The organism is Desulfurivibrio modestus (assembly GCF_044068625.1).
Taxonomy (GTDB): domain Bacteria; phylum Desulfobacterota; class Desulfobulbia; order Desulfobulbales; family Desulfurivibrionaceae; genus Desulfurivibrio.
In genome coordinates, this window is the sequence record NZ_JBIPKH010000038.1 from 1 (window position 1) to 12,547 (window position 12,547).

Here is a 12,547-nt window from a genome sequence, read left to right on the forward strand (position 1 = left end):
ACCGGGTGATGCACGCCAGCAGCGTGGACGGTAAGGGTGATGAAGCCTGGAAGAACTTCAACTCTGTCAGATCTTGCGCAGGCGGATCGACTTGGGGGTGATCTCCACCAGCTCGTCGTCGTTGATGTAGGAGATGCAGTCCTCCAGGCTCAATTTGACCGGCGGGGTCAGTACCACGTTTTCGTCGGAACCCGAGGCTCGCATGTTGGTGAGTTTCTTACCCTTGGCCGGGTTGACCACCATGTCGCCTTCGCGGCTGTTTTCGCCGATCACCTGACCTTTGTATACCTTTTCGCCGGGCCCGACAAAGAGCCGGCCCCGATCCTGGAGGTTGAAGAGGGCGTAGGCCACCGTGGTGCAGGGCTCCTTGACCACCAGGGCGCCGTTGATCCGGTTTTTGATCTCGCCGGCATGGGGGCCGTATTCGGAGAAGACGTAGTTCATCACCCCCAGCCCCTTGGTGTCGGTCATGAATTGGGCCCGGTAGCCCAGCAGTCCCCGGGTGGGAATCTTGTAGAGCAGGCGGGTCATGCCGTCCTGCTGGTGCATCTCCAGCATCTTGCCCCGCAGGCGGCCCAGTTTTTCAATTACCGCCCCGCTGTACTGCTCATCCACGTCGACGGTCAACTCCTCGTAGGGTTCCTGTTTTACCCCATTCTCCTCCCGCATGATTACCTGGGGTCGGGTTACCTGAAACTCGTAACCTTCCCGCCGCATCCGCTCGATCAGAATGGAAAGATGCAACTCGCCGCGTCCGGCCACGACAAAACCGGTGGCGTCGCCCAGGGGGGTGACCCGCAGGGCCACGTCGGAGATGGTCTCCTTGCGCAGCCGTTCGTCGATGTGGCGGGAGGTGACGAACTTACCCTCCTGGCCGGCAAAGGGTGAGTCGTTGGGGATGAAGTGCATGGCGATGGTGGGCGGATCAATCTCGATCAGGGGCAGGGGGCGGGGGTTGTCCGGGTCGGTGAAGGTCTCACCCACCGTGATGTCGTCCATGCCGGCCACCGCCACGATCTCGCCGCAGATCGCGGTGTCGGCCGCCACCTTGTCGCTGCCCTCAAAACGATAGATCTTGGTGATGCGGGCCGGTTTGGTGCTGCCGTCCCGCTTGACCACCACCACCGAGTGGTTGAGGCTCAGGGTGCCGTTAACCACCTTGCCGATGGCCAGCCGCCCCAGATAGGGTGAGGAGTCCAGGGTGCTGACCTGCATCTGCAAGGGGGCCTGCTGGTCGCCGGCCGGGGGAGGCACGTGGGCGACGATCAGGTCCGAAATCGCCCCCATGTCCTGGGTGTTGGCCGGCAGGGTCAGTGCGGCGAAGCCGTTTTTGGCCGAGGCGTAAACCACGGGGAAATCCAGCAACTCATCGGGGGCGCCCAGCTTGACGAAGAGGTCGAAGACCTGGTCCACCACCCATTCGGGACGGGCCGCCGGCTTGTCGATCTTGTTGATCACCACGATAACCGGCAGCCGGTTGGCCAGGGCCTTTTTGAGGACGAAATAGGTCTGGGGCATGGGCCCTTCCTGGGCGTCCACCAGCAGCAGGCAGCCGTCGGCCATCCGCAGTACCCGCTCCACCTGACCGCCAAAATCGGCATGACCCGGGGTGTCGATGATGTTGATCCAGTGCTGGCCATGGATATAGGCCCCATTCTTGGCGGAGATGGTGATGCCCCGCTCCTTCTCCAGATCCATGGAGTCCATCAGCCGTTCCGCAACCTGCTGATTGTCCCGGAACATCCCGCTCTGGCGGAAAAGCTGATCGACCAGGGTGGTTTTGCCGTGATCGACGTGGGCGATGATGGCGACGTTTCTGATTTGCTGCTGGTTCATTTGGGCACGCTCAAAGGTTGACGTTGGAAAAAGAGCAGTATCCTATAGTAATTGCTCCCATAAGGCAAGAAGAATAATTTATTTCCTTGCCTTAACTCCTTTTTTCCTTGACACCCCCGCCTTTTACTCACTATAAGTGGGCCTAGTGGTACAAAGTGGGGAGAAGGGGTAGAAAGGGGTTTTGGTGGGAGAGTGATGGCCGAAAACAGTCTGCGCAGCCCGATTTACCATTTTCGTGGCCGATCGGAACACACCATGGATGAGAAGGGGCGTCTGAGTATCGCCACCCGCTTCCGTGAGGTTTTGCGCCAACAGTATGACGAGCGGCTGATGATCACTCCCTGGAACTCCTGCCTGAAGGCCTACCCCTTGCCCCAATGGGAGGAGATGGAGCTTAAGCTGTTGGCCGAGGGTAAAAAACAGCCCCATCAGATCAAACTGGTGCGCTACATGATCGGCGGGGTGGTGGAGTGCGCCCTGGACAAACAGGGTCGGGTGCTGCTGCCGCCCAACCTGCGGGCGGAAAGCGGGTTGGAGAAGGAGGTGGTGGTCACCGGCATGATCAACTACTTCGAGATCTGGGATAAGGCCACCTGGGAGAAAATCAACAAGCCCACCGGCGAGAATTTTATTGAGTTTGAGCAGACCCTGTTGGAACTGGGACTGTTTTAAGTTTTTATGGCCGCCACCCATCAATCGGTTTTACTGGCCGAGGTCGTGGCCTGGCTGGCGCCGGTCAGCGGCGGGATCTATGCCGACGGTAATTTGGGGTTGGGCGGCCATGCCGCCGCCATCCTGGAACGGAGCAGCCCCAGCGGGCGCCTGATCGGCTTTGATTGGGACGAAGAGGCATTGGCGGTGGCCCGGCGCAACCTGGCCGACTTTGGAGAGCGGGCGGTGCTGTTGCGGCGCAACTTTATCGAGCTGGAGGTGAGCTTGGCGGAACTGGCCATCACGCAGATCGACGGAATGTTGCTCGACCTGGGACTCTCCTCCCTGCAACTGGATGGCGGCAGCCGGGGTTTCAGCTTCCGGGGGGGAGAACCTCTGGATATGCGGATGGACCTTCGCGGGCCGCAAACGGCGGCTGATCTGCTGCGGGAGCTTTCCGCCGAGGAGTTGGCCGATATTTTCTTCTATTACGGGGAAGAGCGTCAGGCCCGGCGGATTGCCGGGCGGATTGTCGAGCGGCGTCGGCAGGCCCCGATCACCACCACCGAGGAGCTGGCCGAGCTGGTCGCCGCCGCGGTCCCCCGCCGCTTCCATCCCCGCAATATCCACGTGGCCACCAAGGTTTTCCAGGCTCTGCGGATCGCCGTCAACCACGAGCTGGAAAATCTGGAGAGCATTTTGGCCATGGTGCCGCCGCTGCTGGCTCCCGGCGGCCGTTTCTGCGTGATCAGCTTTCACTCCCTGGAGGATCGTCTGGTCAAGCGGGCTTTTCGTTCCGACCCCCGGTTACGCAACCTGACCACCAAGTCGGTGGTGCCGGGGGAGGAGGAGTTGCGGCGCAATCCCCGGGCCAGAAGCGCCCGGCTGCGAGTGGCCGAAAAGGTGGCCCAACCGCCCCCCGCTCTGGAGCGGCGGGAATGATGCGTGACTATGGCAAACGTCGCACCTCCCAGGCCCGGCCCAAGGTCCGGAGCGGCGGAGGGAGCCTGGGGGGACTGATCCCGAGGCGCCAGGCCCTGGGGGCCGGGCTGGTGGCCCTGGCTCTGGCTGTTTTGCTGGCCGGGATCTGGGTGGCCTGGCTGGTCCGGGGCGGTGCCCAGGAGATGAGCCAGCAACGGGAAAGGCACCAGGAGCTGGTGCGGCAAAATCAAGAATTGGGTGAGCAACGGAACCAATTGCTGGCCCGGGAGCGTATCGAAATGGAAGCGGCCAAACTGGGGCTCTTCCCTCCCGCGCCCGGCCAGCTTCGTGACCTGTAACAGCGAGGAATGTTGATGCGCCGACCGGCGGCCCACAGACAACGCGTACAAAAGGTGCTGATGGCGCTGTTGCTGATGCCGCTGGCGGGGCTGGTGCTCTGGCTGCTCTTTTTCCCCGTGGCCGGTCCCGAACAGGGGGCTGAGGTCGCAGCCGGTCGGGCCTCGGTGGAGGGGGCCACCCCCCTGCGCGGCAATATCTATGACCGTAACTTTGAGCCGCTGGCCCTGAGTTTCCGCCTGAGTTCGCTCTATGCCCGCCCCCTGGAAATCACCAATCCGGAGGAGACCGCCACCGCCCTGGCCCGGATTCTGAACCTTGACCAAGTGGAGCTGCTGGAGTCCTTCCGCAGTGAGCGGGGGTTTGTTTGGTTGGCCCGGCAGGTGGAAAAGGAGGTGGTGGACCAGGTGCTGGAGGGTAATTTCTCCGGGGTACACCTGATGCCCCGCAGCTACCGCCACTATCCCCATGGGGCCGAAGCCGCCCATGTGGTGGGGTTCGTCAAGGATGAACAGGGGCTGGCCGGCATTGAACTGGCCTACGACAACATGCTGCGGGGGGGCGTCACCGACGCCTGGCTGGCGGCCGCCGGTGTCGGTGAGCGGGGCGGCGAGGGGGGCAAGGCCCACCTGGTCAGCACCCTGGATCTGGGATTGCAGCGGACCCTGGAGCAGCGTCTCCAGCGGGCGATGCGGGTGGTGGCGGGCCGGAGTGCCGCCGCCCTGCTGATGGATGTCAACAGCGGGGCGATTCTGGCCATGGCCAGCCTCCCGGGTTACGACCCCAACCGCTTCTGGAGTTACAGCACCGAAGAGAGAACCAACCTGGCGGTGATTCCCCACTTGCAAGTTGGTGAGCTGTGGGAAATTTTCCGGCTGGCCGCCTCGTTGGATCAGGGCCGGGCGGGAGTTCAGGCCGTGGTTGACGAGGAGCTACTCAGCCGCTTGGGCCTTTGCGGCCCCACCGAGCTTGATCTGCTGGAGGGGGGCAGGGGGGGAGAGTTGGATGCCATTGATCTTCTGGGACTGCCGGGCGGCCAGGGCGCAAAATGTCGCTATCTGACGGCCGAGGGCCGGCGGGCCAGGGTGAGCGGAGTCTCCCTGCTGGCCGCCGTCAGCCGCCTGGTCAATGGCGGCCAACCGGTTTATCCCCACCTGGTCATGGGGGTTTGGGACTGGGCGCAGCTGCGGCCCCTGAGTCGCGAAGGCGAGGGGGTCGGATTTCCTCCCCCGGCGGGCGGGGATCTCCTGGCGGGGCTGGCCGGCCTGGAGCAGGTCGTGGCCGGGGAGACGGTGATCACCATTGAAAGCCTGGTCGTGGCGGAGCCGGAGGGGCTGGCTATCGACCCCGAGCAACCCCGGAGCTACCAGGCAACTTTACTGGGCCTGGCTCCTGCCCGCCAGCCCTCCCTGGCCCTGCTGATGTTCATCGACCAGGCCCGGATCGATCCGGCCATGCCTTCCCCCCTGGCCGGCATGGCCCGGGAGTTGCCGGCCTGGAGCAAAACCCTGCCCCGGGTCGGCGCTCCGCCCCCGGCCGCCACGGCCGCCCAGCGGGAAGCAGCTCTCTATCGGCGCTGGCTGGCCGGCCAGGAGGCGGCTGATTTCGCCGAAACCGCGACGGGAAGCCCCACGGCTGAACGGATGCCCAACGTCATGGGGCTGAGCATGCGCAAGGCTTTGCAATCTCTCCAGGTTTCCGGCTTGCGTTTCCGGGTCCATGGCAGTGGCTGGGTGGTGGCCCAGCACCCGGCCCCCGGCACTCTCTTGAAGGGGGGGGAAGAGGGGATCATCGAACTCAGGGCCGGTGATTTGGGCGCGGCCAACGGGGGTCGGCGATGAACGCGCAAACCCTGATTGCCGCCGCCGCTGTGCCCGGGCTGATTATCTCATCCCGCCAGTGCGCCCGCCTTGATCGCCTGGAGATCGGCAGCGTGACCGCCGATTCCCGCCGGGCCGGGCCGGATTCGCTTTTTGTCGCCATTGCCGGCGGGCGGGCGGATGGCCATGCTTACCTGGCCGATGCCGTCGGCCGCGGCTGCCGGATGGTTTTGACCGCCTGCGACCACCCCGGCGGTCTCCCCCGGACGGCCGAGGGGGAACTCCTCCATCTGGAGGCCCCGGATACCAGGGAGGCTTTTGCTCGCCTTTGCGCCGCCTTCCATGGGGAGCCAGCCCGGAAAATGGTGATGATCGGGATCACCGGCACCAACGGCAAGACCACCTCCTCCTACTTGCTGGAGGATCTGATCGGCCGGGCCGGTGGCGTGCCCGGGGTGATCGGCACCGTCAATTACCGCTACCGGCAGCGGGTGGTGCCCGCCTCCCACACCACTCCCGAGCCGGAGACTCTCCATGGGCTGTTGGCGGAGATGGCGGCGGCCGGGGTCAGCCACGTGATCATGGAGGTTTCCTCCCACGCCCTGGAGCAGGGCCGGGTGGCGGGGATCGGTTTCGATGTGGCGCTCTTTACCAATCTCAGCCATGATCACCTGGATTATCATGGTGATATGAGCAGTTACTACGCCATTAAGAAATTGTTGTTCACCCGCCACCTCAAGCCGGGTGGGGCCGCGGTGGTGGTGGCCGGTGATCGATGGAACCAGCGCCTGGCGGCGGAACTGCTGCCCCTGTCGGCGGCGGCCGGCGCCAAGCGGGGGTTTAAACTGCTGCGCTGCGGGTTCAGCGCCGGGGAGTTGCCGGTCCTGGAGCAGCGGGCCGATTTAAGCGGAGTTACGGCCAGGCTGGGGGGGATCGGGGGTGAGTGGTGGCTGCGCTCTTCCCTGGTGGGCGGATTCAATCTGCTAAACCTGCTGGGGGTGGCGGGGGTGGGTCTGGGCCTGGGCTACGCCACCGAAGTGATCGAGGCCGGCCTGGCGGCGGCGCCGCCGCCGCCAGGCCGGCTGGAGAGGTTCAGCTCCCGGGCCGGGGTTGAAATTTTTGTCGATTACGCCCATACTCCCGACGCCCTGGAGCATGTCCTCAAGGCCCTGCGCCCCCATGCCGGTCGGCTGGTGGTGATCTTCGGTTGCGGCGGCGACCGGGATCGGGCCAAACGGTCGGTGATGGGTGAAATCGCCGGCCGCCTGGCCGATATCGTGATTCTAACCTCCGACAATCCCCGGAGTGAAAGCCCGGCGGCGATCCTGGCCGCCATCGAAACCGGGGTCGGGAAGGCGGGGATGACCCGCTGTCGGTTGGAAAGCTTGCTGCCCGGCAGCCATGGGCGTCGGGGCTATGATTTGGTTGAATCCCGGCGCCGGGCAATCCGGGATACCATCCTGTTCGCCCGTTCCGGCGATCTGCTGTTGCTTTGCGGCAAGGGCCATGAGACCACCCAGATTGTCGGCTCGACCAGCCGTTATTTTGATGATCGGCGGGAAGTGGCTGAACAGTTGGCGGTGGTTCGGTGCTGACCAGGGATAACAGCCCGTTGAAAAACGGGCTGCTAGCGGCCCATGGACGGGCCGCCGAATTCGTTGGCACTGAAAGTGGCAATGAATTCGTGAGGTTGGCCAAAGCCATCTTTGGCCAACCGTTAGTTGAAAAAGCCATGGATGGCTTTTTCAACGGACTGATAAGGAGGAGAAGATGGAACCGACAAGGGAACATAACGGCAATGCCGAACAGCGGCGCGCCTGCCGCCGGGCCGAATTCGGCTACGGCTTTGCCCTGGCTCAGAATCCGGTCTGGACCCTGGCCCAGGTGTTGCTCGCCACCGGTGGCCGCCTTTGGGGGACCAGGACCCAGGCTGCCTTCCGCCTGATCTCTTCCGACAGCCGGACCATCGAGGCCGGGGACCTGTTCGTGGCCCTGCGGGGTGAAAACTTTGACGGTCACCGGTTTGTGGCCGAAGTGCTGCGCAAGGGGGCGGCCGGTCTTATCCTGGAACAACCTCCCGCCGAGCCGGTGCCGGTGCCGGTGGTGCTGGTCTCGGACACCCTGCGGGCCCTGGGCGATCTGGCCCATTATCGGCGGAGCCAGATGCGCGGCCTGCAGGTGCTGGCGATTACCGGCAGTTCCGGGAAGACCACGGTCAAGGAGATGACCGCCGCCATTTTAGGACGTAAGCATCAGGTACTGAAGACCAGAGGTAACTTCAACAATCTGATTGGCATGCCCCTGTCGCTGCTGCCGGTGGATGAACGGCATGAGTTCGCGGTGCTGGAGATGGGGATGAACCGCCCCGGCGAGATTGCCCGCATGGCCGAGATCGCCGTGCCCGATGCCGCCTGCATCACCAACGTTCAGGAGGCCCATCTGGCCGGGCTGGCCGGAATCGAAGGGGTGGCTCGGGCCAAGGGCGAGCTTTTTGCCGGCCTGCCGTCCTGGGGGACCCTGGTGGTCAACCTGGATGACCGACGGGTTCGGAAACTGGCCGCCAGGGCAAGCCAGGAAAGGATCACCTTTGGTCGTTCCCCCCAGGCCATGGTCCGGGGCACCCATATCCGCAGCCTCGGTGAAGAAGGGATGAGCTTTACCCTGAAGATCGGGGAGTGGCAGGGACGGGTCCGGCTTGCCGCCCTGGGCAGCCATAATGTCCAGAACGCCTTGGCCGCCGCCGCCCTGGCGCGGGCGGTGGGTTTTACCCCCGAGGAGATCGCCGCCGGCCTGGCCGGGTATCGTCCCTTTGCCAAGCGTCTCCAGTTGCAGCCCTTTATTGGTGGGCTCAAGCTGATAGATGACACTTACAATGCCAACCCCTCCTCGATGCTGGCGGCCCTGGAGACGGTTCACAATCTGCGCCGTGACCGCAAGGTGGTGGCGGTGCTGGGGGACATGCTGGAGCTGGGAACCCATGGCCCGGCCGCCCACCGCTTTATCGGTGAAAAGGTGGCCAAGCTCGACTTTGACTACCTGCTGACCGTGGGGGAATTTGCGGCGGAGATGGTGGCCGCCGCCCGGGGGGCCGGCATGGCCAAGGCCCGGGCCCGGGCCTGCGCCGACAAGGAGGAGATTGTCGGTTGGCTGCGGGAGGCGGTGGGCGGCGGCAAACTGCAAGCCGGGGATATCGTTTTGTGCAAAGGTTCGCGGGGGATGCGGATGGAAACCATCATTAACGGGACCATGGAGTCCGTTTAGCAACAGCCGGGAGAGGAGATGCTCTACCATTTACTGTACTCACTGCATGAGCAGATCAGTTTCTTCAACGTCTTCCGCTATATCACCTTCCGGTCCATCGGCGCGGCGTTGACCGCTTTTCTGCTGGTGATTACCCTGGGGCCCCACTTTATCGCCTGGCTCAAAAGCCGCCAGATCGGCCAGGTGGTCCGCGATGACGGCCCGGAGAGCCACTACAGCAAGCGGGGGGTGCCCACCATGGGTGGGATGCTGATCCTGGCGGCGGTGGTTTTTACCACCCTGCTCTGGGTTGACCTGAACAACCACTTTGTCTGGCTGATCCTGGCGGTGCTGCTCTGGTTCGGGGCCATCGGGGCCTACGACGACTATCGCAAGATTCGTAAGCAGAACAGCAAAGGGCTGGGCGTGCGGGGAAAACTGCTGCTCCAGGCCGGTGGGGCCGGGGGCGCCATTCTGGTGCTCTATCTGCTGCCCGGTTTTGACGGTCAGCTCAGCCTTCCCTTTTTCAAGGAGATTCGGCCCGACCTGGGGGCCTGGTACTGTCTCTTTGCCGTGCTGGTGGTGGTGGGGGCTTCCAATGCCGTTAACCTCACCGACGGCCTGGACGGACTGGTCACCGGGCCGGTGGTGATCACCGGCACCGTCTATCTGATGTTTTCCTATCTGGCCGGGCACGCGGTGCTGGCCAGTTACCTGCAGATCCCCCATGTGCCGGGGGCCGGGGAGGTGGCGGTATTCACCGCCGCCCTGGTGGGAGCCAGTCTGGGCTTTCTCTGGTTCAACACCTATCCGGCCCAGGTTTTCATGGGTGATGTAGGCTCATTGGCCATCGGGGCGGCCCTGGGGATGGTGGCGATCATCACCAAGCAGGAGTTCCTGCTGGCCATTGTCGGCGGCATTTTCGTGATGGAGGCCCTGAGCGTGATCCTGCAGGTGGGATTTTTCAAGGTCAGCGGCGGCAAGCGGATCTTTTTGATGGCCCCCTTTCATCACCATTTTGAAAAAAAGGGGTGGCAGGAGCCCAAGGTGGTGGTCCGCTTCTGGATCATCTCCATCGTGCTGGGGTTGATGGCCCTGGCGACCCTCAAACTGCGGTAACGGAATGGATGACCGGCGCGGAGAAATGATAGTGCCCTTTAAGGCCACCGACCATGTTCTGGTGGTGGGCCTGGGCAGGTCGGGGGTGGCGGCGGCCCGTTTTCTGCTGGGCTTGGGGCTTAAGGTCTCGGTTTCCGAAGGAGGCCAGGCCGGGGCTGCCGCCAGCTCGGCGGTGACCTGGCTGCTGGAGCGGGGCGTTCATTGTGAATTGGACGGCCACTCCCGGGAGCTGTTTACCTCGGTGGATGCCATCGTGGTCAGTCCCGGAGTGCCGCTGGATATTCCCGCCCTGGCGGCGGCCCGGCAGGCCGGAGTGCCGATCATCGGCGAACTGGCCCTGGCTCCGGCCTATCTGCAAACGCCGGTTATCGCCATCACCGGCACCAACGGCAAAAGCACGGTGACCACCCTGGTCGGTGAACTGTTGCGGGCCAACGGGCTCCAGGTTTTTGTCGGCGGCAACCTGGGGGTCCCCCTCTGCGAGTATCTGGCTGGCCCCCAGGATGCGGATTGGGTGGTTCTGGAACTGAGCAGTTTTCAACTGGATAGTGCCGGGGCCTTCCGCCCCCGGATCGGGGTGCTGCTCAACATCTCCCCCGATCACCTGGACCGCTATCCCGACTATGCGGCCTACGCCGCCTCCAAATGGCGGATTTTCGCCCACCAGGAGGGGGACGACTACGCGGTGATCAACGTGGTTGATCGGGAGATCAAGGAGTTGCTGGAGCGGAGGCCGTTGCGGGCCAGGACCGTGGGCTTCAATTTGGGTGGCAAGCCCGGGCCGGATTCAGCTCTGGCCGACGGCGCCTGGGATGGTGGCTCGGCGGCCGGCGAGCCCATCCGACTCTCCTTGTCCAGCCGTGGGGGCGGGCAGGAAAATTACGAGTTGGCCGCCACCGCCCTGGCCGTCGAGCCCAATCGCCAGAACGCCATGGCCGCGATTCTGGCCGCCCGCCTGGCCGGTTGCCCTCCCCAGGCGATCAGGCAGGGGTTGGCGGCCTTCCAGCCGTTGCCCCATCGCCTCGCCCTGGTTGCCACCATCGCCGGGGTGGACTTTTATGATGATTCCAAGGCCACCAATATCGGGGCGGTGATCTCGGCCCTGCAGGGGATGCGGCAACCGGTGGTGCTGATCGCCGGCGGCCTGGACAAGGGGGGGGATTACCGTTTGCTGCTGCCGGTGCTGCGGGAGAAGGTCAAGGCCCTGGTCCTGATCGGCAGCGCCCGGGAAAAGATGGCCGCCGCCCTGGCCTCGGCCGTTCTCACTGAAACCGCGGCCGATCTGCCGGCGGCGGTGCAGACCGCTTTTGCCCAGGCCGCCCCCGGTGAGGCGGTGCTGCTCTCCCCGGCCTGTGCCAGCTTCGACATGTTCAGCGGCTACGCCCAGCGGGGCGAGGTTTTTCGCCGGGCGGTGGCGGATTTGCGCACCGTCCGCGGCGGCTCGGGACCGCTGCTGCGGGGCTGCCCGGTGATGGCGGCGATCCTGCTATGAGTTTGCGCCTGGTCATAACCGGTGGCGGCACCGGTGGCCACCTTTTTCCGGGAATCGCGGTGGCCGATGCCGTGCTGTCCGGCTTGCCCGGCAGCGAAGTGCTGTTTATCGGGACCGGGCGGGAGATCGACCGTAAAGCCCTGGCCGACAAGCCCTATCGCCAGGCGACCCTCACCGGCAGCGGGCTTAAAGGAATTTCCTGGCGGGGACGTTTGGCCTCGCTGGCCCGGTTGCCGGTGGGGCTCTGGCAGGCCTGGCGGCTGCTCAGGGGGTTTAAGCCCGATCTGGTCCTGGGGGTTGGCGGCTACGTGACCGGGCCGGTGTTGCTGGCCGCCCGCTTGATGGGCATTACCACCGGCATTCACGAGCAGAATTCGGTGCCGGGTCTGGCCAACCGGCTGCTGGGCCGCTTTGTGGATCTGGTTTTTCTCTCCCTGCCGGGCAGTGAGGGTGGATTTCCCCCCGCCAAGATCCGGCTGGTGGGCAATCCCCTGCGGCCCGAGCTGCTGGCGGCGGCCCAAAAAATGGAAATGGCGTCGCCGCCAAGCGGCGAAGGGGACCCGGTTCTCCTGGTCCTCGGCGGCAGCCAGGGGGCCCGCCGGGTCAATCGGTTGGTTCTGGAGGCGGTGGCCGAGCTGGTCCGGGAAGGCCAAAAGCTGAGGGTTGTCCACCAGACCGGAAGCCTGGATCTGGCGTTGGTCCAACAAGGGTATCGGGAAATGGGAGTGGCGGCGCGGGTTGAACCCTTCATCACCGAGATGGCGGCGGTCTACGCCGGGGCTGATCTGGTGGTTTCCCGGGCCGGGGCCACCACCCTGGCGGAGTTGGCGCTTTTTGGCAAGCCGGCGCTGCTGATTCCCTATCCCTATGCCGCCGATGACCATCAGCGCCACAATGCCGAGATCATGGCCCGCCAGGGCGCGGCCCGGGTGCTGAAGGAGGCGGAGTTGAGCGGGGCTGAGCTGGCCGCTGAGCTGCGGAATCTGCTGGCTGACCCCGAACGGCGGCAGGAGATGGCGGCCCGGGCCCGGGAGCTGGCCACCCCCGAGGCCGCCCAAAAAATTATCGCCCAGGGCCGTGCGCTGGCCGGGGTTTAACCAAGGGAAAAAAT

At 64.5% G+C, this 12,547-nt stretch carries 10 protein-coding genes; 9 read left to right on the forward strand and 1 reads right to left on the reverse strand.

Annotated features, from left to right (window positions below; all coding sequences use genetic code 11):
* Positions 1-66 precede the first annotated feature (66 nt).
* Positions 67-1,836: a translational GTPase TypA gene (gene typA / locus ACHHRT_RS13295; protein ID WP_395500256.1), complete on the reverse strand. Its 1,770-nt coding sequence runs from the start codon at positions 1,834-1,836 to the stop codon at positions 67-69.
* Positions 1,837-2,031: 195 nt separating this feature from the next.
* Here typA and mraZ point away from each other — a divergent pair, with 195 nt between their 5' ends.
* The 9 genes from mraZ to murG all read left to right on the forward strand — a co-directional run bounded on the left by mraZ (position 2,032) and on the right by murG (position 12,533).
* Complete coding sequence (gene mraZ / locus ACHHRT_RS13300) at positions 2,032-2,508, forward strand: division/cell wall cluster transcriptional repressor MraZ (RefSeq protein WP_395500257.1); 477 nt, start codon at positions 2,032-2,034, stop codon at positions 2,506-2,508.
* A 6-nt stretch (positions 2,509-2,514) separates the two neighbouring features.
* The gene (rsmH, locus tag ACHHRT_RS13305; RefSeq protein WP_395500258.1) at positions 2,515-3,429 is read left to right on the forward strand and encodes a 16S rRNA (cytosine(1402)-N(4))-methyltransferase RsmH; all 915 of its coding nucleotides are present in this window, start codon (positions 2,515-2,517) and stop codon (positions 3,427-3,429) included.
* The gene (locus ACHHRT_RS13310; RefSeq protein ID WP_395500259.1) at positions 3,426-3,767 is read left to right on the forward strand and encodes a hypothetical protein; all 342 of its coding nucleotides are present in this window, start codon (positions 3,426-3,428) and stop codon (positions 3,765-3,767) included. The genes rsmH and ACHHRT_RS13310 overlap by 4 nt, the downstream gene beginning before the upstream one ends.
* 9 nt (positions 3,768-3,776) lie before the next feature.
* On the forward strand, positions 3,777-5,606 hold the full coding sequence (locus ACHHRT_RS13315) for a PASTA domain-containing protein (RefSeq protein WP_395500260.1): 1,830 nt from the start codon (positions 3,777-3,779) through the stop codon (positions 5,604-5,606).
* Positions 5,603-7,180: a UDP-N-acetylmuramoyl-L-alanyl-D-glutamate--2,6-diaminopimelate ligase gene (locus ACHHRT_RS13320; RefSeq protein ID WP_395500261.1), complete on the forward strand. Its 1,578-nt coding sequence runs from the start codon at positions 5,603-5,605 to the stop codon at positions 7,178-7,180. Before ACHHRT_RS13315 ends, ACHHRT_RS13320 begins: the two co-directional genes overlap by 4 nt.
* 175 nt (positions 7,181-7,355) lie before the next feature.
* Positions 7,356-8,846: a UDP-N-acetylmuramoyl-tripeptide--D-alanyl-D-alanine ligase gene (locus ACHHRT_RS13325; protein WP_395500262.1), complete on the forward strand. Its 1,491-nt coding sequence runs from the start codon at positions 7,356-7,358 to the stop codon at positions 8,844-8,846.
* An 18-nt stretch (positions 8,847-8,864) separates the two neighbouring features.
* The gene (mraY, locus tag ACHHRT_RS13330; protein ID WP_395500263.1) at positions 8,865-9,944 is read left to right on the forward strand and encodes a phospho-N-acetylmuramoyl-pentapeptide-transferase; all 1,080 of its coding nucleotides are present in this window, start codon (positions 8,865-8,867) and stop codon (positions 9,942-9,944) included.
* A gap of 25 nt (positions 9,945-9,969) precedes the next feature.
* The gene (gene murD, locus ACHHRT_RS13335) at positions 9,970-11,436 is read left to right on the forward strand and encodes a UDP-N-acetylmuramoyl-L-alanine--D-glutamate ligase (protein ID WP_395500264.1); all 1,467 of its coding nucleotides are present in this window, start codon (positions 9,970-9,972) and stop codon (positions 11,434-11,436) included.
* Positions 11,433-12,533 carry an undecaprenyldiphospho-muramoylpentapeptide beta-N-acetylglucosaminyltransferase gene (gene murG, locus ACHHRT_RS13340; RefSeq protein ID WP_395500265.1) on the forward strand — a complete coding sequence of 367 codons (1,101 nt, stop codon included), beginning with the start codon at positions 11,433-11,435 and terminating at the stop codon, positions 12,531-12,533. Before murD ends, murG begins: the two co-directional genes overlap by 4 nt.
* Positions 12,534-12,547 lie beyond the last annotated feature (14 nt).

What these genes read in the sequence shown, in the direction of transcription:
- ACHHRT_RS13310 (WP_395500259.1), top strand. Translation starts at nt 3,426, where the DNA reads ATGATGCGTGACTATGGCAAACGTCGCACCTCCCAGGCCCGGCCCAAG.
- mraZ (WP_395500257.1), top strand. Translation starts at nt 2,032, where the DNA reads ATGGCCGAAAACAGTCTGCGCAGCCCGATTTACCATTTTCGTGGCCGA.
- ACHHRT_RS13320 (WP_395500261.1), top strand. Translation starts at nt 5,603, where the DNA reads ATGAACGCGCAAACCCTGATTGCCGCCGCCGCTGTGCCCGGGCTGATT.
- murD (WP_395500264.1), top strand. Translation starts at nt 9,970, where the DNA reads ATGATAGTGCCCTTTAAGGCCACCGACCATGTTCTGGTGGTGGGCCTG.
- ACHHRT_RS13325 (WP_395500262.1), top strand. Translation starts at nt 7,356, where the DNA reads ATGGAACCGACAAGGGAACATAACGGCAATGCCGAACAGCGGCGCGCC.
- mraY (WP_395500263.1), top strand. Translation starts at nt 8,865, where the DNA reads ATGCTCTACCATTTACTGTACTCACTGCATGAGCAGATCAGTTTCTTC.
- rsmH (WP_395500258.1), top strand. Translation starts at nt 2,515, where the DNA reads ATGGCCGCCACCCATCAATCGGTTTTACTGGCCGAGGTCGTGGCCTGG.
- murG (WP_395500265.1), top strand. Translation starts at nt 11,433, where the DNA reads ATGAGTTTGCGCCTGGTCATAACCGGTGGCGGCACCGGTGGCCACCTT.
- typA (WP_395500256.1), bottom strand. Translation starts at nt 1,836, where the DNA reads ATGAACCAGCAGCAAATCAGAAACGTCGCCATCATCGCCCACGTCGAT.
- ACHHRT_RS13315 (WP_395500260.1), top strand. Translation starts at nt 3,777, where the DNA reads ATGTTGATGCGCCGACCGGCGGCCCACAGACAACGCGTACAAAAGGTG.